The organism is Emticicia sp. BO119 (assembly GCF_013912375.1).
Classification (GTDB): domain Bacteria; phylum Bacteroidota; class Bacteroidia; order Cytophagales; family Spirosomataceae; genus Emticicia.
On sequence record NZ_JACETV010000001.1, the window covers coordinates 1088347 to 1114241 of the forward strand.

Genomic DNA, 25895 nt, shown 5'->3' on the forward strand with positions numbered 1-25895 from the left:
AAGCAAAGCTATGGCAGCACCGAAACCAGCCAGAAAGAGTCCATCAATGGATATGACTGCGATGTGTGACGTTGCGTTCCTGCTCCTTACATTCTTCATCATGACTACCCAGTTCAAAAGTCAGGAGTCTGTAACAGTAGATACGCCTTCATCAGTCTCAGAGATTAAAGTTGAGGACAAGGATATGGCAACAATTACAATTGACAAAGACGGCAAATACTATTTTGGCGTTACGAACCCGCTTGACAGGTACTCACTCATTCAGAAAATGAATGATAAGTATGGTGCAGGGCTTTCAGATGCAGAACAGAAGAATTTTACGAAATTAGCTGAAACTGGTGTTTCTATTACTTCGTTAAAGCAATATCTGGCATTACCGGAAGCTCAGAGAGGACAAGTTAGAATTCAGGGTATCCCGAATGACAGTACCAAAAGCGAATTGGTTGACTGGGTTAAGACCTATTTGACTGATATTAACAAAAAGGCTAAATTGGCTGTTCGTGGTGACGTGCAAACGCAGTATCCTGCAATTAAGAAATTGTTTGCTGAATTAGGTAAAAATGATATTAACAAATTTCAGTTAATTACCGACTCAGAAAACAAAGAAGATAAGTAAATTTCATTGAACCCTTAAATTACCAGATAGAAAATGGCAGAAATACAGGAATCCGGTGGTGGTGGGAAAAAAGGCGGTGGTAAGGTTCGGTCCAAGAAAGCAGGTGGAAAACCTGATATGACACCAATGGTGGACCTTGGCTTCTTACTTATCACTTTCTTTATGTATACCACCACGTTCGGCAAGCCAAATATGATGAAGCTGAACATGCCTGATAAACCAAATCCTGATGATCCACCACCACCAGAAGTAAAGGTAACCAACACCATTACTGTTCTGATGGGCAAAGACGACAGAATATTTTGGTATCAGAAACCTCTTCCAGAATTAACATTAGCTGACTTAAACGAAACAGATTACTCGCCTGAGGGCATCAGAAAATCTGTTTTAGTAAAAAAAGCCAATGCGCTTGATATAAACAAGTTTACAGTAATCATCAAACCAAGTGATGAGGCAAACTGGAAGAATACAGTAGATATTCTGGACGAAATGGCAATTACAAAGTCTGACCGCTATGCAATTGTTGATTTAGCTCCGAAAGAAAAGGAACTGCTTGACCAAAAACTTGCAGAGCCAAAAAAATAAGTAATCTAAGGAAAAACAAACAAACAAATGGAAGCAAAAAATGCTAAGAACATCACCTTAGATGAAATCGTATTCGAAGGACGTAACAAGGACTACGGTGCATATTCACTAAGGAAAAATTACTCAAGATACCTTACCAGAGCAGCTCTGATTGGTATCGGGTTATTTGGTGGGGCATTATTGGCGGCTTGGAGTTTCAATAAGTTCGGCGGAGCAAAAGAAGAAGATTTGCAAAGCGTTGAGATTGATCTTTCTAAGTTGAAGGAAGAACAACCGGAAGAAAAAAAGCCGGATATTCCTCCTCCTCCGCCAGAACCGGAACCACCAAAGCCGGAAGTAGCTCAGATTAAATTCATTCCGCCAGAACCAAAAGCTGACGAAGAAGTAAAGAATGAAGAACCGCCACCAAAAGTGGAGGAGGTTGAGAATAAGGTTATTTCAAATGTAACCAAAGAAGGTATTGAAACTGAAGAGGTAGCTGCTGCACCTCCACCGGTTGAGGCACCTAAACCTGCTGAAATTGAAAAACCAAAAGAAGACGAAATCTTCACAACGGTTGAGCAAAACCCTGAGTTTCCGGGTGGTATAAAGGAAATGTATGCCTATATTGGTAAAAACCTTAAATATCCATCTGCAGCGCAGCGTGCAAACGTTTCAGGAAAAGTATTTGCTAAGTTCGTTGTTGAAAAAGACGGACACATTGGTGATGTACAAATTCTGAAAGGAATCGGTTTCGGTTGCGATGAGGAAGCTCAACGCGTAATTAAGTCGATGCCAAAATGGAACCCAGGTAAACAAAATGGTCGTACTGTGAGGGTGTTCTTTACGATGCCGATCAATTTCCAACTTGAGTAATAATGGCAACACGACGTAATTCATCAGATAAGCAGCGTCAGGTATTTCAGAGAGTCCTGCAATTATCTATGGGTTTATTTGCCTTAGTATATATTGTTTTAGGATACTTTGTGATCAAATTGAAATGGTTGATGGTTCCCTTGGCTGATAATTATGCCTATGGCTTAGGTGCACTCCTGATTGTCTATGGTATTTACAGAGCATACAGGGCTTACGTATCAATCAGGGATACGATGAATAACTGATTAAATTTCTAATACAGGCATGCCACTTTGTACCACAGAGTGGCATGTTTTTTAATTTTTTTTTAATATTGTACCGAATCGCTTGACTTTATCGTTTACTAATACTTATTTTTACACTGTTCAAACTTAAACTTTAATTAGATAACTACGATGAGAAAATTCCTTCTCTTGTTATTGTGTGCTTTACTATTTTTAAAGTGTTCCAAACCTGAGAAGCCTGATTTACCCAATGACGGCGAGATAACAATTGCAGCCGACGAATCACTAAAACCTATTGTTGAAGCGCAGATAATGGCCTATAACGCCCATTATCCTAATGCGATATTGCATGTGAAATATATGCCAGAGCAAAAAGCAATGGCACTACTAATGCAAGATTCTGTTGATATAGCAATAGGCACGCGTGAAGCGACGGAAAATGAAAAAGCCATTTTTGCTTCCCGCAAAATCGCTTATCTTCCTGCAAAAATGGCTTTGGATGGCGTAGCACTCATTACAAATCATGAGAACCCGATAGAGCATATTTCTTTGAAAGAGTTGAAAGAAATATTTGAAGGAAAGGCATATACTGATTATAAATTGGTTTTTGATAACAGCAATTCAAGCAACCTGAATTATATGATTCAGAAACTAAATATTCAGGATATTAAAAGAGCAAATATATTTGCTGCCAATGGCAATAAAGATGTAATAGATTATATCGAGAAAAATCCGAAGGCTATAGGTTTAATAGGAGGTAATTGGATTAGTGATTTAGATGATAAGAATAGCCGCACTTTTATTAGTCGAATAAAGGTACTTGGGGTTTCTGCTTTCGATAACCCTGGTGATAATGACTATTACAAACCTACCACTGAATCATTAAGAGCAAGAAAATATCCTTTAGAGAGGAGAGTGTATCTCCATACAATGGATCACTACGGTCTCACAAAAGCCTTTATCCGTTTTTGTTGTGCCCAAATAGGACAATTAGTGGTAGAAAAATCCGGGCTAATACCCTATTATATATACCCAAAAGGTGTAATTATTAACAAAGAGCAAGTAAAATAGGTTAATATGGCAGAAGAACCGAACAATACAGATTAAATATTTGTTTTAAAGGTTTTAGTTAATAAAAATATATATTAACAACTTATTAATAAACCTCATGTAAAAGATTTTGTCTTAATCAGTAGAAGCAAAAGATTTAAAAAGTTTATACGTTCAGCAACAAATTTTTTTCTGTTTGGAATAGATTTTTTAACTTTGCTTAATTTTTTTTTAATACAAGGAATTCGTAAACCTAACTTTCAGAGTGAAAATGAACAAGATTTTGAGATCTTTGTCAGTATCAGCGGTGGCGGTGCTGGCGTTGACATTCCACACCTTGGCACAAACAGTGCAGGACGGACTGAGAAATTTGGATGCCGAGCGATACAACGCTGCCGGGACAATTTTCAATCAATTGGTAACTTCTGCACCAACAGAAGAAAATTATTTCTATCAGGGATATTATTATCTTAATTTGCCTGAACCGGATCTGGCTAAAGCAAATGAGGCCTTTACCAAGGGTACTACACTCAGTAAAAGACCTGATCCACTTAATCGTGTTGGTTTAGCGGCTGTAAAATTACTTTCGGGTGATAAAGCAGGTGCAAAAGTAGATTTTGATGACATAAGAAAGGATACCAAAAATAAGAATCCTGAAGTACTTTTCAGAATCGGTGAAGCTTATGCTATTTCAGAAAACCCTAAACTGAATGACCCAGCAGAAGCTGTAATGAATATTCAGGCAGGATTAGATGTACTAAAAGTTAAAAACAATCCTGATTATTATATTGCTTTAGCTAAAGCGTATTTGCTTAAAAATGATGGTGGCTCTGCTATGACAGCTCTCGAAAATGCTTTGAATATGGGCCAGAAAACTGCTGTTATCCGCACATTAATGGGTAGAGTTTGGTTTCAGGGAAAAAGCTATCCAAAAGCTCAGCAAGACTTGAATGAGTCAATCAAGGCAGATCCGGAGCATGCACCAGCTTACTATTATTTAAGTGGTATTTTTCAGGTATTCGGTAAATTTGATTTGGCCGCAAAAAATGCAAAATTGTATCTTGAGAAGAGTGAGGCAACTGATGAGGCCAAGTTAAGATATGTAAAATTAGCCTTTACCTCTAAAGACTACGATGGAGCTACTGAAGTTTTGAATTCAATTTTTGATAAAATTCAGGATCCGGTTAAATATCGTTTAAGAGGTTATACCCAGATAGAAAAAGGTGAATGTGCTGAAGGCGTGAAAAATGTTCAGGAATTTCTGAAAAAAGCTCCAGAAGACCGTCATTTAGCGTCTGATTACGGAACAATTGGTCGTGGATATATTTGTATCAATGACGATGTAAACAAAGCTGTTAACGATTCGATTGGTATTACCTATATGGAGAAGGCCGTATCATTAGGTGATACGACTACTGATTATACAACTGATATCGTGAACGTATATAAAGCAGCTAAAAGATGGGATAAGCTTGCAACCACTTATGAACAATCTATTGCTAAAGAGGGCGCAAAAGCTGACGGTGCAGATTATTATAATTTAGCTGACGCCTATATTCGTTCTAAGGATTATATAAAGGCAGATTCAGCTTTATCAACAACAATTGTGCTATATAAAGATACCTGGTTAACGCCTTATATCTTGAAAGCACGTGTAAAACAATATGCTGATCCGAACGATTCGACGTTTTCAGCAGCACCAATATATGAAAAATATATTTCTTTAGTACCTGAAGCTGATAAAGCAAAAGACCTTACGAAGAAATATCTGGCTGAAGCTTACGGTTATTTGGGTATAAAGGCATTGTTGTTAGACAAAGACACTGCTAAGGCCAAGGAATATATGAATCTTGTATTGACTTATGATCCGAATAATCAACAAGCAACAAAGGTATTAGAAAGTATCAATGGAACGAGTACAACCACTACACCAAATGGTTCGGGAACTCCACCTGCCAATAATAATCCTTCTGGAAGTAGCGGTGGCCCTAAGGGTTGATAGTTTTAAATTTCATTTGAAAACGGCCTGATTCGATCAGAATCAGGCCGTTTTTTTGACCAAATGATAAATTATTTATACCGAAATCGTACAAATTATAAATTTTGATTTTATTTTTGCCGACCTGCTTATATCAAAATGATATAAGAGGAGGTATGGACTTATCTTTTTACTTATGTTTAATCTTGTAATATTTGGACCTCCAGGTGCCGGAAAGGGCACTCAATCTGCAAAAATTATTGATAAATACAAACTTGCTCATATTTCGACAGGCGATATGTTCAGAATGCATATCAGTCAGAATACTGACCTTGGGAAACGTGTAAAGCAAATCCTTGCTGATGGCTTACTTGTGCCAGATTCTATTACGATAGATATGCTGGAGGAGGAAGTGCAACGGAATCCTGATGTAAGTGGTTTTATTTTTGATGGTTTTCCTCGAACAGTCAATCAGGCGGAAGCCCTTGATACTTTTCTCGATGGCAAAGGAGAAAAAATAGACCTTGTATTGCAATTAGACGTAACAGAAGAGGAGATCAAGAACCGTATAGCGGAGAGGAAAAAAGTAAGTGGAAGAGCCGATGACGATGAAGATAAATTATTGAAACGTATAGATGAGTATTTTAGCAAGACAATTCATGTATTACCTTATTACCAAAATCAAGGTAAAGTAGTAAAGGTAAATGGTATTGGCGAGATTGAAATAATATTCGGCACGATTTGTGAAGCAATAGATAGTGCGAAGGTAGATTGAAATATATTTAATGAATGTGTGATTGAGTGATTTTATTCATATTCATTAATTCAAGTTCTCTTTTTTAAGAAATCAATCTATAAAATAAAATAGCTAAGACATATCAATTTAAATGTTGCAGTTGGCGATAAAAATCAAATCACTCAATCACAAAATCGCTCAATTCAATTTGACCTAAAGATTATGACAAGCAATTTTATAGATTATGTAAAAATAAACTGCCGTTCTGGCAATGGAGGGGCAGGTTCGAAGCATTTTCGCAGAGAAAAGCATGTGCCTAATGGTGGACCCGACGGTGGTGACGGAGGTAGAGGCGGCCATGTGATACTAAAAGGCAATACACAGCACTGGACACTCTTACACCTTAAATACAGGAAGCACATTAAAGCTGAACATGGTGTAGCTGGTGAGGGTGGAAGAAGAGCCGGAGCTCAAGGTAAAGATGAAATAATTGAAGTACCTCTTGGAACAGTAGCCAAAGATGCCGAGACAGGTGAAATTATTGGTGAAGTTACTCAGGATGGAGAAAAAATAGTTTTGCTCTCTGGTGGGCGAGGTGGTTTAGGAAATTACCATTTCAGAAACTCGACAAATCAGGCTCCTGAATATGCTCAACCTGGTGAGGCAGGAGAGGAAGCCTGGATAGTATTAGAACTTAAAGTACTGGCAGATGTAGGCCTTGTGGGCTTTCCTAATGCTGGTAAATCAACATTACTGTCGGTAGTTTCTGCTGCAAAGCCTGAAATTGCTGACTACCCTTTTACAACTCTTACGCCTAATCTTGGCGTAGTGGCCTATCGTGATTATAAATCTTTTGTAATGGCTGACATACCAGGTATTATTGAAGGTGCATCAGAAGGAAAAGGCCTTGGACTACGTTTTCTTAGGCATATCGAACGAAACTCAATACTGCTGTTTCTGGTTTCTGCCGATAGTGAAAATCCTGCAAAGGAGTACAAAACCCTGCTCAAAGAATTAAAACAGTACAACCCGGAACTACTCGATAAAAAGAGAATTTTAGGTATTTCGAAATGTGATTTGGTTGACGAGAAGCAAGTCGCAAAAATTAAGAAGAAAATTCCAGCAGGCTTGCCTTATGTATTTTTCTCTTCCTTCTTGAATCAGGGAATAGATGAATTAAAGGACTTGATCTGGGATAATATTCAAGCAGCCAACTAATTATTCGTTTATTGACGCTTTGTTGCTGTCTGTAATGAAGAAGTTAGAAAATTTCTGATTTAAATTCAGATTAAAGAAATTTAATCCGCCGCTTGTAATATAATTCTTAATTTCGGAATACAAAAGATAAAGTATGCACTACCATCATACGTTCGTATCATGGGTGTTTTGTTATGAATTTATTTGTAGTTTAATGTGACGAATGAATAAGCAAAAATGAAAAAGTATATTTTATTCCACAAAACTAATTATTGATTGAGTGAACCTTTACTATTTAACTAAGACCATGAAGAAAATACTTGTGGGCTTTTTCCTATTGGCACATTCAAGTGTTTTTGGACAACTCATGATTACCTTTCCGATGAATAGGGCTGTTTTTCAGCGGAATAATTCGGGTGGAGGCGTAATACCTATTGCTGGAACTTTTCAGACAAGAGTCGATCGGATTGATGCCAGATTAGTGTCAATAAAGGGAGGTTCAACGGTCGATTGGATACCTATTTCCGTAAATCCTAATTTCGGAAGCTTCTCAGGTGGAATTTATGCAGTCGGTGGCTGGTATCGGTTAGAGGTGAGGGCAATAAGAGACAATAACGTTATCCATTCTGTATTTATTGAAAAAGTCGGGCTTGGCGAAGTCTTTCTAATCGCGGGTCAGTCTAATGCGCAGGGTTACGAAGGTCGAGGTAATCCACCAGCCCTTGATGACAGGGTAAATGTCATAACAAACTTCTACTCATACGGACAAATCACCGAAGTTCCTTTTCCTGTTATAGGTCACCTTGATGAAAATATTAAATTAGCTCCATTAGGTAATGGCTCCTGGTGCTGGGGTAAATTAGGCGATTTGTTAGCCGCAAAATTAGACGTACCCATCATGTTTTTTAATGCTGCTTTTGAGGCACTTGGTATTGAAGAGTGGAGCAGGAGTGCTGATGGAGAGGCAGGAAAGGATTTTTATTCCGGAAATTATGCCAAACCAGGATATCCTTTTGAAAATATCCGTAAATCGATGCATAATTATTCTAATATGTTTGGAGTAAGAGCAATATTGTGGCATCAAGGGGAGACTGACAATGATAAAGGTACAAGCTTTGATGTCTACAAAAATGCCTTACAATATGTAATTCAAAGAAGTAGGAATGATAGCGGGCGTGATGTCAGTTGGATGGTGAGCAAAGTTTCCCGAACTCGCAGAGGCACTTCACAAACAATTATTGAAGCTCAGAGAGCAGTGATAAGGGAGTACCCTAATGTGTTTAATGGTCCCGATACTGATGATATTACACATCGTTCAGATGGGGTTCATTTTGAAAGTTTTAGCTTGCTACAGTTAGCCGAAGCCTGGAGCGATAGGCTAAATCAAGATTTCTTTATCAGATCTAATCCAGTCCCAGCCTCTTCACCATTGTTTTTTCAGATGTATTGCAGTCCTGATAATTCAAATGCACCCTTGACTATTTTTATGCCTGATGGCTTTAAAGAATATTATTGGACAAACGGTTTTGGAAACTTGAACAACAATTCAAGTATTCAAATAAAAAATGGTTTTTTCAGAGGGAAAGCGGTAGACTATATAGGGAATGTTTATTATACAGCAGGAGTAAACTATGTTGGAGAAGTTGTTCCTGACAGACCGTCTCTGACAGCCGAAGGTGCTACTGAGTTTTGTCAGGGTGGAAGTGTACGCCTGACGTCGTCGACTGATCAGGAAATCTCCTGGAGTACTGGTGAATATGGTAAGTCAATAATGGTTTCTCAGCCAGGGTATTATGTAGTAAACAGGCATAATTATTTAGGTTGTTTTAATACGTCTAATGGTGTAAATATAACGGTTTATCCAAACCCGGAAGCAAAAATAGTTGCAGAAGGACCAACAACCTTTTGCCAGGATAATTCAGTAAATCTCCGCTCAACCAATCAATCAGGCAATTTATGGAATACCGGACAAAGTAATCAATCGATTACAGTTGATAGGTCTGGCGAGTATTTTCTGAAAGTGAAAAATGAATTTGGTTGCGAAAGCATTTCAGAGAAAATAGCGGTAAATGTTAACCCAAAACCACAAAAACCTATCGTTAGTGTAGATGGTCCAACAGTTTTTTGTGCTGATACAACGGTAATTATTTCGTCGGATGTGTTGAGCGAAATTCAATGGAACAACGGGCAGACAGTACCACAATTAAGGATTGCTGATAGCGGTGATTTTTTTGTAACTGCAACCAATCAGTTCGGTTGTCAGGAAATATCAAATACTATTACGATCAAGGTAAATCCCATTCCTCAAAAGCCTACTATTTCTACAGGAGGGCCTACTATTTTCTGTTATGGAGACAGTGTTAATCTGGCTGCTACACAAAGTGTTGGTTATTTATGGAGCAACAGCCGGACTGAGCAAAACTTTAATGTTGGCACTTCGGGTGTATTTTCTGTTAAGATTCGTGATGAGAATGGTTGTATTTCACCACCTTCTGACGAAGTGAGTGTAAATGTAAAAGAGAACCCTTTAAATTTAGGTATTCTCAAATCGGGACCATACACACTTGAAGCCTTAACCAATGGCCCATTCGACTCAAAATTTGAGTGGTATAAAGATGGGATAAAGTTGTCTAAAGAAGAGGCTATAATTAAAGCTAAAGAGTCAGGTTCTTATACACTCAGAGGATCAATTTTTTATTTATTAGAAGACGGTACTTCTCTTCGTTGTTATTCGAAAATTTCAGAACCGTTTGTTTTCCAGATTGACCCGTCTGATAACGGGGCTCGCATTTTTCCTAATCCTGCTACAGAAGATATTGTGAATATTGAAACTCTCGAAGACCTTGAGGACGTGCAAATAACATTTTATGATATGAAAGGAGCTATTTTAAGAGAATATACTGTTTATAAATTCGACTCAAGAAAAACTCTGAAACTGGCAAATTTACCGATGGGGAAATACATAGTAACAATAAAGAACAAAGATTTCAGTGTACTTAAACGGGTTTTTGTTGAACGAAATTAACTTTTTTACCATTAAATAAAATTTTGATACTATAATCAACCTTACACTGTTGTTAATCATTGATGGCATTAGTAAATTTGTTACTCCATGCAATAAATTTTAACCCAGGTAAGTATGCTTAAAAAAAAATGGTTGGTAATAGTATTGAGTTTTACAGTTTTCAGTGCCTACTCACAAATACAAATTACCTTCCCTGTTTCGCGAATTGTCTTTCAGCGAAATAATAATAATCAAGCCAATGTAAATATTGCCGGAAGCTATTTCCAGCAATTAGACCGCATCGATGCACGCGCTTTTCCTGTTTCTCCGGGTCAAGGAAATGAAGTGGGTTGGACTACCATACAGGATTTCTTAACCACAGGGATTTTCAATGGATTTCTTCAATTAAGTGGTGGTTGGTATAATATCGAAGTAAGAGGGGTTCTAAATGGACAGGTAGTAACATCGACTGTACTTGAAAGAGTAGGTGTTGGTGAGGTATTTATTGTTGCCGGACAGTCAAATGCACAAGGTGATCCGAGTTACTCAGGTGGTGCTATTGGTGCCAGCGATGACCGCGTTTCGACCATCGATTATTATGATGCAGCATTGAATGAAAACCAATTTCCTTTTCAGTTTTCACATATGGGAAACTTCTCCCGAATGGCTCCCTACAACTATGTTCCCTGGTTTTGGGGACGTTTAGGAGACAGGTTGACCCAGAGATATAATGTTCCTGTTTTGTTCTATGGGGCCGCTTTAGGAGGGATTGGTGTTAATGCCTGGCAACGTTCTTCCAATGGAGAAGATTTGCGTAAGGAATTGCCATCTTTTATTGCAGTGCCGGGAATGCCATATAGAGCATTGAAGGCTGCCTTACAACAGTATGTTACACGCACAGGGGTAAGAGCTGTTCTTTGGCAACAAGGTGAAAGTGATGATCAGACTTCTTCGAACTCTTATTTTAATAATCTTAAAATAGTTATTGAGAAAAGTCGTAACGATTCTGGAAAGGGGAACCTCGCTTGGGTTATAGCCAGATCTTCTCGTAACCCAAATATACATCAGAATGTAATAGACGGCCAGAATGTTACTATTGGAAACGTACATAGTGTTTATCCAGGCCCAAATACTGATGAAATATTTGGGGCAAATTTCAGAGCGGATGGTGTGCATTTTCATAACGATGGTTTGAATAGAGCGGCTGAATACTGGAATGCTGCTTTAAATGATGGATTTTTCTCAAGTTCTCAACCATTAGAATCAAGAGGATTAGTAAATGTTAGTTTGTCTTGTAATCCTACAAACCCAAATAATAGATTTACAATTCAGGTAAATGGAGAATATCAGAGTTTTAATTGGAGTAATGGAAATAATAACCGATCAATTATTGTAAATAATGGCAGCTATACTGTCAAAACTACAGATTGGTCTGGCAATACGCTTTTTTCGCAGCCTGTACCCATTTCGCCAAATAATCCTGTGATTCAGCCGTCTATAAATGTTACCGGCCCAACTACTTTTTGTGATGGGGGGAGTGTTGCTTTAATTGCAAGTGAACCAGGCGGGAATGTATGGAGTAATGGAGAGCGTGGTCAGGCTATTGTTGCACGCACATCAGGATCTTATGTACTAACAAATTATACTTTAAACGGCTGCCCTTCGGTATCTGGATCTGTGAATGTTAATGTTAATCCTTTGCCAAGAAATAATATACTTACCACAAAGGAATTGCCTATTTGTCCGGACGACAGCATTACTCTTGTAACTGATAACTTTGAGAATGTTACCTATCAATGGAATACTAATGCATCTTCACAAAATATTGTTGTAAAAGATGCCGGAACATATAGTTTAAAGCTGAGAGACCAGAATGGTTGTGAATCTACGAGTTTTATTGAAGTAGGGCTTAGGGACAGACCTGTTACTGAAATTATACCAGATGGTCCCACGATTTTTTGTCTGGGAAAGAGTGTAAACCTTAACCCCAATGCTGATTTTAATGGCTATTTCTGGAGTAATGGAGTCACAACTAAATCCAACTTCATCAAAGAGAGCGGCGAGTACTCATTAAGAGTTAAAGATGGATTCGGTTGTATTTCTTTACCAGTTTCTCAGAACGTTATTGTTAATCCTTTGCCTTCAGTAAAAATTGCTGCTACAGGACTCGAACAGTTCTGTCCGGGAAATGTGGTTAATTTAGCCGCAGCTTCGGACGAGAATTTTGTTTATATGTGGAACACCGGAGCCGAAACAAAAGATGTTACAATTGAGAGTCCGGGTCTTTATACACTTCGGGTAAGAGATATAAATGGATGTGAATCAATGGCTGATTCTATTTCGCTTAGTTTTATTCCACCTCCATCGGTTTCAATCTCTACTGTAGATAACATAAATACTATATGTGAGGGAAGTAATATAACTTTAAATGGTAGTAATGCAGTCAGCTATGTTTGGAGTAACGGAGCTACTTCAAAAGATATAATTGTCGAACAGGAAGCTACGTATGTTCTTAAAATCAGAGATGAAAAGAACTGTGAATCAGACCCTGTTTCTTTTCATGTATTTGTAAAGGATACTCCTCCAACACCAGTATTAGAAAAAGACGGTGCCTATCAGGTAATTGCGATTCCGGCAACAAATATTCCCGGACAGTATTTTAACTGGAAACTTGATGAAACTACTCTGACTGATACAACTTCAATTGTAAAGGTACGCCAGCAAGGAAACTTTGCGGTTCGTACGGCATTAAAATATTCTAATACTAACAACAGCTCTTTGGTCTGTTATTCGCCTTTTTCGCAAGTACTCAGCTTTTTGATTCCGATAGGTGATAATGGTTTGAGAGTTTACCCAAATCCCAATCCAACCGGATTATTTACTATTGAGACCTTCGGTGATAATCCGAATTCAAAAATAGATGTATTCACCTTGAGCGGACTGAACGTTTTTACAGGGTCAATTTCGGAACTGAAGGAAAAGCGAGAATTAAATCTGAGGATGCTCGAGCCCGGAGTATATATAATAAGACTGACAAGCGGAGATTTTAAGGCAACACAAAAACTTCTCATAAAATACTGAAGGAGGGGCTGAGCCTATTTGAAGATTATTTTTCTGACCAAAAACCTGCACTTGCGGTCGAGCTATAATTTTTTAACAGGCGCTTAATATTCAACCTTTTTTATTTTGTTTCTAAACTTTCCTTAGTAATTTTGACACGCAATTGGTTTGCAACTAAACGAAGCATTTAATTGTTATTGATATAGGCAGAAAATCCATAAAACCCTATATTGCTAATTACTATTACAGTTATCATGAAAGAATACTTGCCTTCAGATTTTCTCCCTATTTTGGTGCAGTTAATCGCTGCTATTGGTTTTATAGTCTTTACAATGATTGTTACTCACTCAATTGGTCCGAAAAGACATAGTGCAAAAAAAGACGACCCTTTTGAATGTGGTATTGAGGCGCAAGGTGATGCCAGAACTCCTATTTCAATCAAGTATTTTCTGATAGCTATCCTGTTTGTCCTTTTCGATGTAGAGATTATCTTTATGTATCCCTGGGCTGTAAACTTTATGAAGTTAGGCTGGTTTGGTTTCGTTGAAATGATATTTTTTATTGCATTATTAATGTCTGGTTTCTACTACATCATTAAGAAAGGTGTATTAACCTGGGACAAAGAATAAATACAAGTCGGATTAACCATCCGACAATTTTGTTTTTTAGGTGTCTTAGTAGCAATTGAGAAACATAGTTTGATAGAAATCGAATAGTTAGTTATTCACTAATTCGCCGCTACGGCGGACCGTTCAATCACTAAGTCACTAATTTTATTTCTCACAGATTTCTTAAAATTGTTTAGGCTTAAAAACGTTTTAAGTCTTTAAAACAAGCACAGATAACGAATATGAGTTCAGTAAAAATGGTGGAAGCACCAGAAGGATTTGAAGGAGCAGGCTTCTTCGCTACTTCATTAGATAAAGTTATCGGTATGGCACGCAGCTATTCGTTATGGCCATTGCCGTTTGCAACATCTTGTTGTGGTATTGAGTTTATGGCTACCATGGGTTCGCACTACGATATCTCACGTTTCGGTTCAGAAAGACCAAGTTTCTCACCTCGTCAGGCTGACTTATTAATGGTGATGGGTACCATTGCCAAAAAAATGGGTCCGGTGGTTAAACAGGTGTATTTGCAGATGGCCGAGCCACGTTGGGTAATTGCTGTAGGTGCGTGTGCATCCAGTGGTGGTATTTTTGATACGTATTCAGTATTGCAAGGTATCGACCGTATCATTCCGGTTGATGTATATGTACCGGGTTGTCCGCCTCGTCCTGAACAGATTCTTGATGGCTTAATGCAGATTCAGGAGTTGGCCAGAAATGAGTCGCTCCGCCGCAGAAATACCCCTGAATACTCAGCCTTATTAGAATCATATAATATTCAGTAGATAATAGCACTTGTCTGAACTTTGATTTAGCTGATTATTATGATTTCACTGAATTTATAATGTAAAGATTTACGATTGATTTTGGAATCATGATTTTGACATAAATTTCTATATCATTTTAATCATTAAATCAGGTAAATCAAAGTTTAAGACGAAAATCACTAAATAGATTTACATGTTAAGTAATCAACAAATAGCAGAAGATTTATTAGCTCATTTTGGAGAAAATGTGAAGAACTTTGAAGAACCTTATGAGTTGCTTACTTTTACAACCAATCGTCAGAATATAATTAATCTTCTGGTCTATCTCAACAAGCACGAAACATTCCGTTTTCGTTTTCTTACAGATATTTGTGGTCTTCATTTACCTGATAATAAAAGTGAAGAATTTGGTGTGATTTATCATTTACATAGCCTGGAGAACAACAAGCGTATCCGTATTAAAGTGTTCCTATCAGCCGATGATATTCATATCCCCACAGCTACCACTTTATATGCCACAGCAAACTGGCTTGAAAGAGAGACCTATGATTTCTTCGGAATTATCTTTGATGGTCACCCGAATCTGAAGCGTATTCTGAATATTGATGAGATGGATTATTTCCCGATGAGAAAAGAATATCCGTTAGAAGATGCTACCCGTCAGGATAAGATTGATGCACTTTTCGGACGTTAATAAATTTGAACAATTAGCATACGAGCATAGACTATTCGAGGTTAATTGAAAATAGTAAACAATGGCAGAAGAACTGATTATCCCTAAAAACACTACTGATGCATTGGCTTTGAACAGGCCAATTGTTGAAGAAACAGAATATACTACACTCAATCTTGGGCCTACCCACCCCGCTACACACGGTATCTTCCAGAACGTGTTGAAAATGGATGGCGAAAAAATCGTATCAGGAGAACAAACTGTCGGATACATTCACCGGGCATTTGAAAAAATTGCAGAACGTCGTCCTTTTTATCAGATTACTACCCTTACCGATCGTATGAACTACTGTTCGTCACCTATAAATAATATGGGTTGGCATATGACTGTAGAGAAACTATTGGGTGTAACCGTGCCTAAGCGTGCGCAGTACATCAGGGTAATCATGATGGAGTTGGCTCGTATCACCGACCACTTGATATGTAACTCTATCCTTGGCGTAGATACAGGAGCTTATTCAGGCTTCTTATACTTGTTTCAGGAGAGAGAGAAGATATATGAAATCTACGAAGAGATGTGTGGTGCTCGTCTGACAACGAATATGGGTCGCATCGGAGGTATGGAGCGTGATTTATCGCCAACGGCATTAAAAAAAATCAAGCAGGCGGTTTATCATGATTTACCAAAGGCACTGACGGAATTTGAGAAACTCTTCAACAGAAACAGAATATTTATTGATAGAGTGGTAAACGTAGGACCAATCACCGGGGAGCGTGCTTTGGAATACGGTTTTACTGGCCCTAACTTACGTGCCGCAGGTGTAGACTATGACGTGCGTGTAATGGAGCCATACTCTTCTTATGAGGATTTTGAGTTTGATATTCCTATAGGACACAATGGTGATACCTATGACCGTTTCATGGTGCGGAATCAAGAAATGTGGGAGAGTATTAAAATTATTAAACAAGCGTTGGAAAACCTTCCTGAAGGCCCTTATTATGCCAACGAAAACCACTATTATCTACCTCCGAAGCAAGCGGTTTATAGTAATATGGAAGCACTAATCTATCACTTCAAGATTGTGATGGGTGAAATTGATGCTCCGGTAGGAGAGGTATATCATGCAGTTGAAGGCGGTAACGGCGAATTAGGTTTCTACCTGATTAGCGATGGCGGCCGTGCCCCATACCGTTTACATTTCCGTCGCCCTTGTTTTATTTATTACCAGGCTTACCCTGAGATGTGTAAAGGTGTTGCCATTTCAGATGCCATTGCAATCATGAGTAGTCTCAACGTAATTGCAGGAGAATTAGATGCCTAAAATTTGATTACAAAAAATGACTGAAACCAAAAATACGATAACTTTTACTCCTGAACGTCTGGCCAAAGCCAAAGAAATGATTGCACGTTACCCAGAAGGAAAACAAAAATCAGCTTTGATGCCAATTATGCATTTGGCTCAGGAACAATTTGCTTGGATGAGTCAGGAGGTTATGGATTATGTTGCTTCATTGTTGGATATTACTCCTGTAGAAGTATATGAAGTAGCAACTTTTTATACCATGTTTCATTTAGAGCCAGTAGGCAAGCACGTAATTGAGTATTGTCGTACAGGTCCATGTGTATTAATGGGGGGAGAAGAAGTATATGCCCACCTTACACAAAAATTAGGTGTTAAAAAGGGGCAGACAACCTCTGATGGCCTTTTTACGTTGAAAGAAGTAGAATGCCTTGCAGCCTGTGGTTGGGGCCCTTGTTTTCAGATTCGTGAAAAGTACTACATGAACCTGACTAACGATAAAGTTGATGACATAATTCGAGAATTGTCGAGATAATGCTGCTGTTCATCATATAAACAGCGATCAATAAAAGTTTTGATTTTCTATAATAGAATCATGAAGATATTAACCGAACATATTAACACCCCAGGTATTGAAACTTTTGATGTGTATCGCAAAAAAGGTGGCTATACAGCGGTTGAGAAGGTAATTAAGAAAATGACACCTGAAGAGGTGGTAGAAGAAGTAAAGAAATCAGGTGTGCGTGGTCGTGGAGGAGCAGGTTTTCCGATGGGTATGAAATGGTCGTTCCTGGCAAAACCAGAGGGTGTTCCCCGTTATCTGGTTTGTAATGCTGATGAATCAGAGCCGGGTACTTTCAAAGACCATTACTTAATGAAAAACATCCCTCATTTATTAATCGAAGGGATGATTATTTCAAGCTATGCTCTGGGTGCTAATAAATCGTTTATCTATGTAAGAGGCGAGTTGATGTATGTGATTCATATTCTTGAAAAGGCCATAGAAGAAGCAAAAGCGGCAGGTTTTTTAGGGAAAAATATCTTGGGTAGTGGTTATGATTTAGAATTAGTGGTTCAACCGGGTGGTGGTGCTTATATCTGTGGAGAAGAAACTGCATTGTTGGAGTCGTTGGAAGGGAAAAGAGGGAATCCAAGAAATAAACCCCCATTCCCTGCTGTAAAAGGTTTATATCAATGCCCTACTGTTGTAAACAACGTTGAGTCTATCGCAACTACCTCCTGGATTATTAATAATGGTGGCGAAGCTTACGCAGCCATCGGTATAGGTAAAAGTACAGGTACAAAATTGATTTCGGCATCAGGGCACATTAATAAGCCGGGTGTTTATGAAATTAATCTCGGTGTTTCTTGCGACGAATTCCTTAACTCAGACGAATATTGTGGTGGTGTACGTAAAGGACACTATTTGAAAGCCGTTGTTGCAGGCGGTTCGTCAGTACCAATAGTACCGGGTCATTTATTCCTGAAAACTGCTAACGGAGAAGACCGATTAATGAGCTATGAGTCTTTATCAGATGGGGGCTTTGCAACTGGAACAATGTTGGGTTCAGGTGGATTCATCGTATTTGATGAGACGGCTTGTATCGTACGTAATACGTGGAATTTTGCTCGTTTCTATGAGCATGAATCATGCGGACAATGTTCTCCTTGTCGTGAAGGAACAGGCTGGATGCAAAAAGTATTGAATCGCATTGAACACGGAAAAGGCTCAATGCATGATATTGACTTATTGGTAGATATTTCGAAGAAAATCGAAGGTAATACCATTTGTCCTTTAGGTGATGCTGCTGCATGGCCGGTTGCTTCGGCTATCCGTCATTTCCGTGATGAATTTGAGTGGCATATCAAAGAACCAATAGCAGCCACAAAACCAGGTGCCGTTTATATGAAAGAGAGTGTGTTAGTGTAAGCCCCTGTTTTAATTGAATTAAGAAATTAGATTTTATGGAAAATACAGCCCCTCAATTATTTAAAGTAACCATTGATGGTGTGGAGGTTGAAGTACCACCGGGAACAACCATTTTGCAAGCAGCACGTAAAATAGGCCCAGAGGTTGCACCTCCGGCTATGTGCTATTATGAACCCTTAAAAGGTTCAGGAGGAAAATGCCGTGCATGTTTGGTAAAAGTTTCTGCGGGGTCAGCGAAAGACCCTCGTCCTATGCCTAAACTGGTAGCATCTTGTATTACCCCTATTCAGGATGGTATGGTAGTTGAAAACTACACAAATCCACAAGTAGTAGATGCAAGAAAATCTGTTGTTGAATTTTTATTAATCAACCACCCGTTAGATTGCCCTATCTGCGATCAGGCCGGAGAATGTCATTTACAGGATTTCTCATACGAACATGGCGTAGGTACAACCAGATACGAAGAAGACCGTCGTACATTTGAGAAAGAAGATATAGGCCCATATATTCAGCTTCACATGACACGTTGTGTTTTGTGTTACCGATGTGTTTACACAGCCGATCAGATTACTAACAAACGAGTACATGGAGTAATGGGACGAGGAGATCACGCTGAAATCTCTACTTATATAGGTCAGGCTATTGATAACGATTTTTCAGGAAACGTAATTGATGTTTGTCCTGTAGGTGCTTTAACTGATAAAACCTATCGTTTTAAGAATCGTGTATGGTTTTCAAAACCGGTTGATGCTCATTGTGATTGTGAAAAATGTAGCGGTAAAGTACAATTATGGTATCGTGGCGATGAAGTGATTCGTGTAACTGCCCGTAAAAACGAATGGGGTGAAGTAAAAGAATTTATCTGTAATACTTGTCGTTTCGAAAGAAAACAAACCAGCGACTGGACGATAGAAGGCCCAACCAAGGTTTCTCGTGCTTCGGTTATCTCGGCTAATAAATACAGTAAAAACCTGGTTAAGAAACCTGATTTTGCTTTGAAACTGGCTGAATCTCAATACAAAAATATTGATGATGATCGTCCATATCTGCATGAAATGAGCGAGATTCAGCAATCGGAAGATTATAAAGCTTTGATGGCGAAAGACGAAAAATATTTTGGTCATAAGTAATTAACAAACTATGAACGGTTTTATGCAATGGGTAAACGAAACTATGTTTCTTTGGAAAGCCCTTATAATATTAGTGATTTTTGCAATTACACTTGGCATTGCAGCCTATTCAACATGGGCAGAGCGTAAAGTAGCGGGTTATATTCAGGACAGGAGTGGTCCGAATCGTGCCGGTTGGGGTGGTTTATTGCAGCCATTGGCCGATGCAGGTAAAATGTTCTTCAAAGAGGACTTTATTCCAGCACAGGCTGATAAATGGTTATTTATTTTAGGACCTTGTTTATCAATGCTTACAGCCTTAATGTCAAGTGCTGTAGTGCCTTTCGGTGGAGCTTTCCTGATTGACGGGAAAGAAGTAACTGTACAAGCCATTGAAATTAATATTGGTATTCTGTATGTATTTGGTGTAGTTTCTTTGGGAGTTTATGGGGTAATGATTGGTGGCTGGGCATCTAATAACAAATTCTCTTTATTAGGTGCTATCCGCGCTGCTTCTCAAAACATTAGCTATGAATTAGCTATGGGTATGTCAATCATCGCTATTCTGATGATGTCTGGTTCATTATCGCTTCGAACAATTGTTGAGCAACAACACGGTTTTAACTGGAATATTTTCTATCAGCCATTGGGGTGCTTAATATTTATTGTATGCGCATTTGCAGAATGTAACCGTACACCATTTGACTTACCAGAGTGTGAAACTGAATTGGTTGGTGGTTACCATACAGAGTATAGTTCAATGAAATTGGGATTTTATCTATTTGCCGAATATATCAATATGTTTGCATCCTCAGCAGTAACCGCTTGTTTATTTTTTGGTGGCTACAACTATCCGGGTATGGATTGGGTGCAGGCTCAATTGGTTGGTGCTTTCGGTCAGGCTATTGGGCAGAACATTGCTACTTTTATCGGTATCGGTTCTATGTTTACCAAAATCCTTTTCGGAATCTTCTTCTTTATGTGGGTTCGTTGGACAGTTCCACGTTTCCGCTATGACCAATTGATGAATTTAGGTTGGAAAGGATTGATTCCATTGGCTGTCGGAAACCTGATTATTACTGCAGTAGCTATGCTTTCAGGCTACAAATTAGCCGGAATCTGGATTGGTCTGGCAGTATTGATTCTGGTAATCTCTATTTTCTGGGCTTTGCGTCCGAGAAAAGGGGCAGCGGTTTTAGGTGCTTAAAATACAACAAGCTATTAAAACTGTTACGGATTAATAACTTGTATTGAAATATTAAAAATATGCAATTAACTAATAGAGCTAAAAAAACTGATAAGAGTGAGCTGAGTTTATTTGAGCGCAGCTACTTACCATCTTTAGCAACAGGCTTGGGAATTACGATTCGTCACTTTTTCATGAAAAAACCAACGATTCAGTATCCTGAACAAAAAAGATATCTTGGACCTGTTTTTCGTGGGCACCATATTTTAAAGAGAGACGAAGAAGGACGTGAGCGTTGCACAGCCTGTGGTTTGTGTGCAGTGGCTTGTCCGGCTGAAGCAATCTCAATGGTAGCACAGGAAAGAAAAAAAGGTGAAGAGCACCTTTATCGTGAAGAGAAATATGCAGCTGTATACGAAATCAATATGCTACGTTGTATTTTTTGTGGTCTTTGCGAAGAAGCTTGTCCTAAACAAGCGGTCTATTTACGCCATGATAAATTTGTACCTGTATTCACCGATCGTGAAGATGTAATTTATGGCAAGGATCAATTAGTTGAAGACCCTAATAATCGCTATCGCCGTGATGCATGGACGAAAGAGGATGCAATGAAACTTTGGAAAAACGCTTAACTCAGATATAACAATTTGAGATACTTATAATATGGAATATCTTAAAAACATACTACACCTTCCGCCCATTTATTACACCTTTGCGATTCTATCTGTATTAACGCTTTTCGGCGCTTTGGGTACTGTGATGTCTCGCAATCCCGTGCATAGCGTTATTTATATGATCGTGACATTTTTTTCATTATCTGCACACTATATTCTGCTGAATGCACAGTTTTTAGCTGCGGTTAATATCATTGTTTACGCGGGTGCTATCATGGTCTTGTTCCTGTTCGTTATCATGTTCCTGAACCTTAGACAGGAGAGTGAGGAAATGAAAAAAGACAAGGTAATTTTCACCGCTGTTGTAACTGCGGTTATTCTGGGAGGAATTTTAATTATTTTCTTGCGTAGAGCGGAAAGAGAACCTGTGAATCCACTTACCTACAATTCTCAAAGTGGTATGGTTGAGGTGTTAGGGAAATCTTTATATGGCGAGTATCTTTTACCTTTCGAATTGATCTCAATATTGCTTTTAGTAGCAATGGCAGGTGCAGTAATGCTTGGTAAAAGAGAAACCGGAGAAAGACATTTCTAAAAGTAAAATAAGAGATAGTATTTATGAAAAATCCCTTTCTGGTTCAGAAAGGGATTTTTGTTTGTTGCAATGTACGCATTGCATTTATTAGGATTCAATCATTAGATTGTTGATTCTTTTACGCGAATAACGGTATTATTTTTCTTATTATACTTTTCTACAAACTGTTGCCATGTCTCCTTTTTCTTGAAAATATAACGATACGCCCACAAAATGGTGGCCGTAGGAATAATATCTGTAAATGGTAAAATCTCTTCAAGAAACCCGAATGCAGCGCCAAAGGTAGTGCGGTGAACAGCAAAAATTAAGGCGGCAATAACTGGTGCTAAAACCAAATCAAAAGTTTCGCCTAATGCAGGTAATATAAAAGTAACCATACCCACCGCATCAATTGCCAAACTTGCCAGCAAATCGAAGCGACGTCTTTCAGTAAACTTTTCGTTTAACTCTATATTGTTTTTGTTCATTTTAAATACTTTTGATTAATTCATACATTTAAACGTAAAATCATTCAAAAAGTATAAAAAAAATAAATGTTTTTTTGAAAGGGACGTGTTTGATAAAAAATACTTATTTTTAGGGCTTTTGATGGCTTATCTTAGCCTTTTATAAAAAAGATTGATAACTTCATTTTTCAAATGATACAATTGAATATCAATAAAGCTATTTACCCTTTTTAATCAAGTTTTAGAGACGATGATAACCTATACAGCCAACCTTGTAAATGTGTTTGACGGGACAATTGAATTTGGAGAGATAACAATTGAAAACAGAAGGATTCAGCAGATAAAATATATAGGAGTTGAAAGAATGGGAGAAAAGTATATGCTGCCGGGTTTGATTGATGCGCATATCCATGTTGAGAGTTCAATGCTAACTCCTGCGCAATTTGCCAGATTAGCCGTTGTTCATGGCACAGTTGGCACAGTATCTGATCCGCACGAAATTGCCAATGTATTAGGAGTAGAGGGTGTGAAATACATGATTGAAGATGGGCGTAAAGTGCCTTTTAAATTCTGTTTTGGTGCACCTTCGTGCGTACCTGCTACTAATTTTGAAACCGCAGGTGCTAATGTAACCGTTGAAGATATTGCCAGATTATTTACTTATAAAGAAGTAGGATATCTGGCCGAAATGATGAATTTCCCTGGGGTGTTAAATGAAGACCCTGCTGTAATGCAGAAACTTGCATTGGCCAAAGCCTTTAATAAACCTATTGATGGCCATGCTCCTGGATTAAGAGGTGCAGCCGCCAAAAAATACGTTGAAGCAGGTATAGAAACCGATCATGAGTGTTTCACCAAAGGAGAAGCCTTAGAAAAGCTGAAATTAGGTATGAAAATATTGATTCGGGAGGGAAGTGCCGCCAAGAATTTTGAAGAGCTGATTCCCTTAGCGGATACATATTATTCAGAAATGATGTTTTGCTCTGATGATAAACACCCGGATAATCTGGTAGAAGGCCATATCAATCAGCTAATCAAACGTGCAATGACTAAGGGCATTGATAAGTTTAAGGTATTACGCATGGCTACAATTAATCCGGTATTGCACTACCGAATGAATGTAGGGTTATTAAGAGAGGGCGATTGGGCAGATTTTATTATTGTCGATAATCTGGAAAACTTTGAAGTATTGGAAACCTATATTGATGGAGAGAAAGTAGCAGAAAATGGTACTTCATTAATAGAGAATCTGAAAAGCGAGGTAGTTAATAATTTTAACTGCCAACCACTGAACCCACAGGATATAGTAGTTGTGGCACCCCATAAAGGAAATCTCCTGCGAGTAATTCAAACGATAGACGGGCAATTAATTACGAAAGAGATTCTGGTTGAACCCAAAATTGTAGAAGCAAAGGTAGTTTCGGATATAGAAAATGATATATTAAAAATTGTGGTATATAATCGCTATTCTGAGGCAAAGCCTGTGGTAGCTTTCATTAATAACTTCGGCTTAAAAGAAGGGGCAATTGCTTCCTCAGTTGCTCATGATTCTCATAATATTATTGCAGTCGGAATAGATGATGAATCTATCTGCGAAGCGGTTAATCTGATAGTCAGAGAAAAAGGTGGCGTGTCTGCAGTAAGTAATCTGAAAAAAGGAGTTTTAGCCTTACCGGTAGCCGGATTGATGAGTAATGAAGACGGCTATAAAATAGCTGAGAGCTATACCATGATTGATAAATTTGCCAAGGAACAATTGGGTAGTACGCTTGTATCTCCATTTATGAGTCTATCGTTTATGGCATTATTGGTTATACCTTCTTTAAAACTGAGTGATTTGGGATTGTTTGATGGGAATACTTTTAGTTTTGTGGATTTGTTTAGGGGGCAGGAATAATAAATGTAGTTAGTTTATATTTTAAGGCATGATTAAAAAACTTCAACATTTGATTGATTTTTTATATTATTTCTTTTTTCAGGCAAGTATTAAAAAATCACCAGAAGTAAATTATCATTATAAAGTTGCCAATCGAGTTGCAGCAGTATTTGTGTATTTATTTATTTGTTTAGGGTTTATACTTTCACCATTGTTAAAAGAATTATTTTTAGAAATTGACATTCGCTGGCTACTGATAATCACTCTTATATTTATAGTAATATTTACCTTCTGTTTTTCTTATAGAATTGAAACATTATATTCAAAAAAGGGCAAAAGATTTTTTATCATTAAAGAATTTGATAAAAAGTATGACTTTAAAGACTTACCTCCAATTTATGATATTGTAGCAATATCTGGAGTAATTTTATCTTCAATGTTGGCAACCTTTTTTTTAACTGCATTAATAAATTATATAATAGAAAGATTATGATTTTATAAGAAATTCTATTAAAAAGAAATTCCCTCAAAACGGCAATTTACCCAAATCAACATTTCCACCAGTCAAAATTATCCCTACCCGTTTACCTGCAAATCGTTCTTTTTCTTTCAATAATGCCGCAAATGGAACTGCGGAAGATGGTTCAATCACAATTTTTAATTGCTCCCATATTAGGCGCATAGCTGCAATAATTTCTTCTTCGCTAACTGTGATAATATCTTTTACGTAGGTACGGATAATCTCTAAAGTTTTATCTCCCAGATTTGTGAGGAGACCGTCCGCTATAGTTTTAATATAGGGTGCCTTTTCTATTTTGCCACTTTTGAATGATAAGATAGCATCGGCTGCCCCTTCCGGTTCTCCGGCAATTACCTCAGCATGCGGTAGTAAATAATGGGTTGCTAAGGCTGTGCCACTTAACAAGCCGCCGCCACCTACTGGTGCTATTATAACATTCAGGTCTCCGGCTTGTTCAATTAATTCTATGGCTGCTGTAGCCTGTCCGGCTATTACATCATAGTTATTGAAAGGGTGAATAAAAGTTGCTCCTTTTTGGTCGATTACCTTTTGTACAGTGGTTTCTCTGGCTTCTAAAGTTGGTTCACATTCAATAATCTCTCCACCCAGATATTTCACTCCATTTTTCTTGATTTCAGGGGCATTGCTGGGCATTACAATATAAGCCTTTGTACCAACAGCTTTAGCGGCTAAAGCAATGGCCTGTGCATGATTTCCTGATGAATGTGTAGTGATACCTTTTTGTTGGTCTTCTTTGCTCAAAGACAAGACAGCATTCATTCCTCCACGTGCTTTAAATGCGCCAATTTTTTGTAGATTCTCGCATTTAAAAAATATATGACAGCCTGCCAATTCATTGATTGGGTCAGAAGTCAGTATTGGTGTTTTATTGATATAAACACTGATTCTATCATGCGTATCTCTGATGTCGTCAAATGTTGGAATATGATTCATATGCTTGTTGAT

General features: G+C 38.1%; 24 protein-coding genes. 22 read left to right on the forward strand and 2 right to left on the reverse strand.

The window, feature by feature from the left end:
• The first annotated feature begins 10 nt into the window (after positions 1-10).
• From H1R81_RS04725 to H1R81_RS04820, 20 genes are all read left to right on the forward strand, one after another.
• On the forward strand, positions 11-616 hold the full coding sequence (locus tag H1R81_RS04725; RefSeq protein ID WP_181839513.1) for a biopolymer transporter ExbD: 606 nt from the start codon (positions 11-13) through the stop codon (positions 614-616).
• A 33-nt stretch (positions 617-649) separates the two neighbouring features.
• A complete protein-coding gene (locus H1R81_RS04730; protein WP_181839514.1) occupies positions 650-1201 on the forward strand; it encodes a biopolymer transporter ExbD in 552 nt (183 codons plus the stop codon).
• Between the two features lie 27 nt (positions 1202-1228).
• A complete protein-coding gene (locus tag H1R81_RS04735) occupies positions 1229-2056 on the forward strand; it encodes an energy transducer TonB (protein ID WP_181839515.1) in 828 nt (275 codons plus the stop codon).
• A 2-nt stretch (positions 2057-2058) separates the two neighbouring features.
• Complete coding sequence (locus H1R81_RS04740; RefSeq protein ID WP_220275167.1) at positions 2059-2301, forward strand: hypothetical protein; 243 nt, start codon at positions 2059-2061, stop codon at positions 2299-2301.
• Positions 2302-2451: 150 nt separating this feature from the next.
• Complete coding sequence (locus H1R81_RS04745) at positions 2452-3351, forward strand: PstS family phosphate ABC transporter substrate-binding protein (protein ID WP_181839516.1); 900 nt, start codon at positions 2452-2454, stop codon at positions 3349-3351.
• A 250-nt stretch (positions 3352-3601) separates the two neighbouring features.
• Positions 3602-5329 (forward strand): hypothetical protein, encoded by a 1728-nt coding sequence (locus tag H1R81_RS04750; protein WP_181839517.1) that lies wholly within the window; start codon positions 3602-3604, stop codon positions 5327-5329.
• 175 nt (positions 5330-5504) lie between these two features.
• Complete coding sequence (locus tag H1R81_RS04755; RefSeq protein ID WP_181839518.1) at positions 5505-6083, forward strand: adenylate kinase; 579 nt, start codon at positions 5505-5507, stop codon at positions 6081-6083.
• Between the two features lie 180 nt (positions 6084-6263).
• Positions 6264-7262, forward strand: coding sequence for a GTPase ObgE (gene obgE, locus H1R81_RS04760; protein ID WP_181839998.1), 999 nt, complete (start codon positions 6264-6266; stop codon positions 7260-7262).
• Between the two features lie 286 nt (positions 7263-7548).
• The gene (locus H1R81_RS04765; protein ID WP_181839519.1) at positions 7549-10266 is read left to right on the forward strand and encodes a sialate O-acetylesterase; all 2718 of its coding nucleotides are present in this window, start codon (positions 7549-7551) and stop codon (positions 10264-10266) included.
• A 114-nt stretch (positions 10267-10380) separates the two neighbouring features.
• Positions 10381-13326, forward strand: coding sequence for a T9SS type A sorting domain-containing protein (locus H1R81_RS04770; protein WP_181839520.1), 2946 nt, complete (start codon positions 10381-10383; stop codon positions 13324-13326).
• A 230-nt stretch (positions 13327-13556) separates the two neighbouring features.
• Positions 13557-13934 (forward strand): NADH-quinone oxidoreductase subunit A, encoded by a 378-nt coding sequence (locus H1R81_RS04775; RefSeq protein ID WP_181839999.1) that lies wholly within the window; start codon positions 13557-13559, stop codon positions 13932-13934.
• Between the two features lie 221 nt (positions 13935-14155).
• Positions 14156-14698, forward strand: a complete 543-nt coding sequence (locus tag H1R81_RS04780) for an NADH-quinone oxidoreductase subunit B (RefSeq protein ID WP_101726045.1) — start codon at positions 14156-14158, stop codon at positions 14696-14698.
• 175 nt (positions 14699-14873) lie between these two features.
• Positions 14874-15374, forward strand: a complete 501-nt coding sequence (locus tag H1R81_RS04785) for an NADH-quinone oxidoreductase subunit C (RefSeq protein ID WP_181839521.1) — start codon at positions 14874-14876, stop codon at positions 15372-15374.
• Positions 15375-15435: 61 nt separating this feature from the next.
• Positions 15436-16674, forward strand: coding sequence for an NADH dehydrogenase (quinone) subunit D (gene nuoD, locus H1R81_RS04790; protein WP_181839522.1), 1239 nt, complete (start codon positions 15436-15438; stop codon positions 16672-16674).
• A gap of 16 nt (positions 16675-16690) precedes the next feature.
• Positions 16691-17188 (forward strand): NAD(P)H-dependent oxidoreductase subunit E, encoded by a 498-nt coding sequence (gene nuoE / locus H1R81_RS04795; RefSeq protein ID WP_181839523.1) that lies wholly within the window; start codon positions 16691-16693, stop codon positions 17186-17188.
• A gap of 60 nt (positions 17189-17248) precedes the next feature.
• A complete protein-coding gene (gene nuoF / locus H1R81_RS04800) occupies positions 17249-18583 on the forward strand; it encodes an NADH-quinone oxidoreductase subunit NuoF (protein WP_181839524.1) in 1335 nt (444 codons plus the stop codon).
• Positions 18584-18618: 35 nt separating this feature from the next.
• Positions 18619-19713: a 2Fe-2S iron-sulfur cluster-binding protein gene (locus tag H1R81_RS04805; protein ID WP_181839525.1), complete on the forward strand. Its 1095-nt coding sequence runs from the start codon at positions 18619-18621 to the stop codon at positions 19711-19713.
• Positions 19714-19723: 10 nt separating this feature from the next.
• Positions 19724-20899, forward strand: a complete 1176-nt coding sequence (gene nuoH, locus H1R81_RS04810) for an NADH-quinone oxidoreductase subunit NuoH (protein ID WP_181839526.1) — start codon at positions 19724-19726, stop codon at positions 20897-20899.
• Between the two features lie 59 nt (positions 20900-20958).
• On the forward strand, positions 20959-21510 hold the full coding sequence (locus H1R81_RS04815; RefSeq protein WP_181839527.1) for an NADH-quinone oxidoreductase subunit I: 552 nt from the start codon (positions 20959-20961) through the stop codon (positions 21508-21510).
• A gap of 31 nt (positions 21511-21541) precedes the next feature.
• Complete coding sequence (locus tag H1R81_RS04820) at positions 21542-22087, forward strand: NADH-quinone oxidoreductase subunit J (protein ID WP_181839528.1); 546 nt, start codon at positions 21542-21544, stop codon at positions 22085-22087.
• 101 nt (positions 22088-22188) lie between these two features.
• Here H1R81_RS04820 and H1R81_RS04825 read toward each other — a convergent pair whose 3' ends face one another.
• On the reverse strand, positions 22189-22554 hold the full coding sequence (locus H1R81_RS04825; RefSeq protein ID WP_181839529.1) for a hypothetical protein: 366 nt from the start codon (positions 22552-22554) through the stop codon (positions 22189-22191).
• A gap of 229 nt (positions 22555-22783) precedes the next feature.
• Between H1R81_RS04825 and ade the strand changes: the two genes are divergently transcribed.
• Both ade and H1R81_RS04835 read left to right on the forward strand, forming a co-directional pair.
• On the forward strand, positions 22784-24430 hold the full coding sequence (gene ade / locus H1R81_RS04830; RefSeq protein ID WP_181839530.1) for an adenine deaminase: 1647 nt from the start codon (positions 22784-22786) through the stop codon (positions 24428-24430).
• Positions 24431-24458: 28 nt separating this feature from the next.
• Complete coding sequence (locus H1R81_RS04835; RefSeq protein WP_181839531.1) at positions 24459-24902, forward strand: hypothetical protein; 444 nt, start codon at positions 24459-24461, stop codon at positions 24900-24902.
• A 33-nt stretch (positions 24903-24935) separates the two neighbouring features.
• Here H1R81_RS04835 and H1R81_RS04840 read toward each other — a convergent pair whose 3' ends face one another.
• Positions 24936-25883 (reverse strand): threonine/serine dehydratase, encoded by a 948-nt coding sequence (locus H1R81_RS04840; RefSeq protein ID WP_181839532.1) that lies wholly within the window; start codon positions 25881-25883, stop codon positions 24936-24938.
• Between the last annotated feature and the right edge of the window lie 12 nt (positions 25884-25895).

What these genes read in the sequence shown, in the direction of transcription:
- H1R81_RS04725 (WP_181839513.1), top strand. Translation starts at nt 11, where the DNA reads ATGGCAGCACCGAAACCAGCCAGAAAGAGTCCATCAATGGATATGACT.
- H1R81_RS04730 (WP_181839514.1), top strand. Translation starts at nt 650, where the DNA reads ATGGCAGAAATACAGGAATCCGGTGGTGGTGGGAAAAAAGGCGGTGGT.
- H1R81_RS04735 (WP_181839515.1), top strand. Translation starts at nt 1,229, where the DNA reads ATGGAAGCAAAAAATGCTAAGAACATCACCTTAGATGAAATCGTATTC.
- H1R81_RS04740 (WP_220275167.1), top strand. Translation starts at nt 2,059, where the DNA reads ATGGCAACACGACGTAATTCATCAGATAAGCAGCGTCAGGTATTTCAG.
- H1R81_RS04745 (WP_181839516.1), top strand. Translation starts at nt 2,452, where the DNA reads ATGAGAAAATTCCTTCTCTTGTTATTGTGTGCTTTACTATTTTTAAAG.
- H1R81_RS04750 (WP_181839517.1), top strand. Translation starts at nt 3,602, where the DNA reads ATGAACAAGATTTTGAGATCTTTGTCAGTATCAGCGGTGGCGGTGCTG.
- H1R81_RS04755 (WP_181839518.1), top strand. Translation starts at nt 5,505, where the DNA reads ATGTTTAATCTTGTAATATTTGGACCTCCAGGTGCCGGAAAGGGCACT.
- H1R81_RS04765 (WP_181839519.1), top strand. Translation starts at nt 7,549, where the DNA reads ATGAAGAAAATACTTGTGGGCTTTTTCCTATTGGCACATTCAAGTGTT.
- H1R81_RS04770 (WP_181839520.1), top strand. Translation starts at nt 10,381, where the DNA reads ATGCTTAAAAAAAAATGGTTGGTAATAGTATTGAGTTTTACAGTTTTC.
- H1R81_RS04780 (WP_101726045.1), top strand. Translation starts at nt 14,156, where the DNA reads ATGAGTTCAGTAAAAATGGTGGAAGCACCAGAAGGATTTGAAGGAGCA.
- H1R81_RS04785 (WP_181839521.1), top strand. Translation starts at nt 14,874, where the DNA reads ATGTTAAGTAATCAACAAATAGCAGAAGATTTATTAGCTCATTTTGGA.
- nuoD (WP_181839522.1), top strand. Translation starts at nt 15,436, where the DNA reads ATGGCAGAAGAACTGATTATCCCTAAAAACACTACTGATGCATTGGCT.
- nuoE (WP_181839523.1), top strand. Translation starts at nt 16,691, where the DNA reads ATGACTGAAACCAAAAATACGATAACTTTTACTCCTGAACGTCTGGCC.
- nuoF (WP_181839524.1), top strand. Translation starts at nt 17,249, where the DNA reads ATGAAGATATTAACCGAACATATTAACACCCCAGGTATTGAAACTTTT.
- H1R81_RS04805 (WP_181839525.1), top strand. Translation starts at nt 18,619, where the DNA reads ATGGAAAATACAGCCCCTCAATTATTTAAAGTAACCATTGATGGTGTG.
- nuoH (WP_181839526.1), top strand. Translation starts at nt 19,724, where the DNA reads ATGAACGGTTTTATGCAATGGGTAAACGAAACTATGTTTCTTTGGAAA.
- H1R81_RS04815 (WP_181839527.1), top strand. Translation starts at nt 20,959, where the DNA reads ATGCAATTAACTAATAGAGCTAAAAAAACTGATAAGAGTGAGCTGAGT.
- H1R81_RS04820 (WP_181839528.1), top strand. Translation starts at nt 21,542, where the DNA reads ATGGAATATCTTAAAAACATACTACACCTTCCGCCCATTTATTACACC.
- H1R81_RS04825 (WP_181839529.1), bottom strand. Translation starts at nt 22,554, where the DNA reads ATGAACAAAAACAATATAGAGTTAAACGAAAAGTTTACTGAAAGACGT.
- ade (WP_181839530.1), top strand. Translation starts at nt 22,784, where the DNA reads ATGATAACCTATACAGCCAACCTTGTAAATGTGTTTGACGGGACAATT.
- H1R81_RS04835 (WP_181839531.1), top strand. Translation starts at nt 24,459, where the DNA reads ATGATTAAAAAACTTCAACATTTGATTGATTTTTTATATTATTTCTTT.
- H1R81_RS04840 (WP_181839532.1), bottom strand. Translation starts at nt 25,883, where the DNA reads ATGAATCATATTCCAACATTTGACGACATCAGAGATACGCATGATAGA.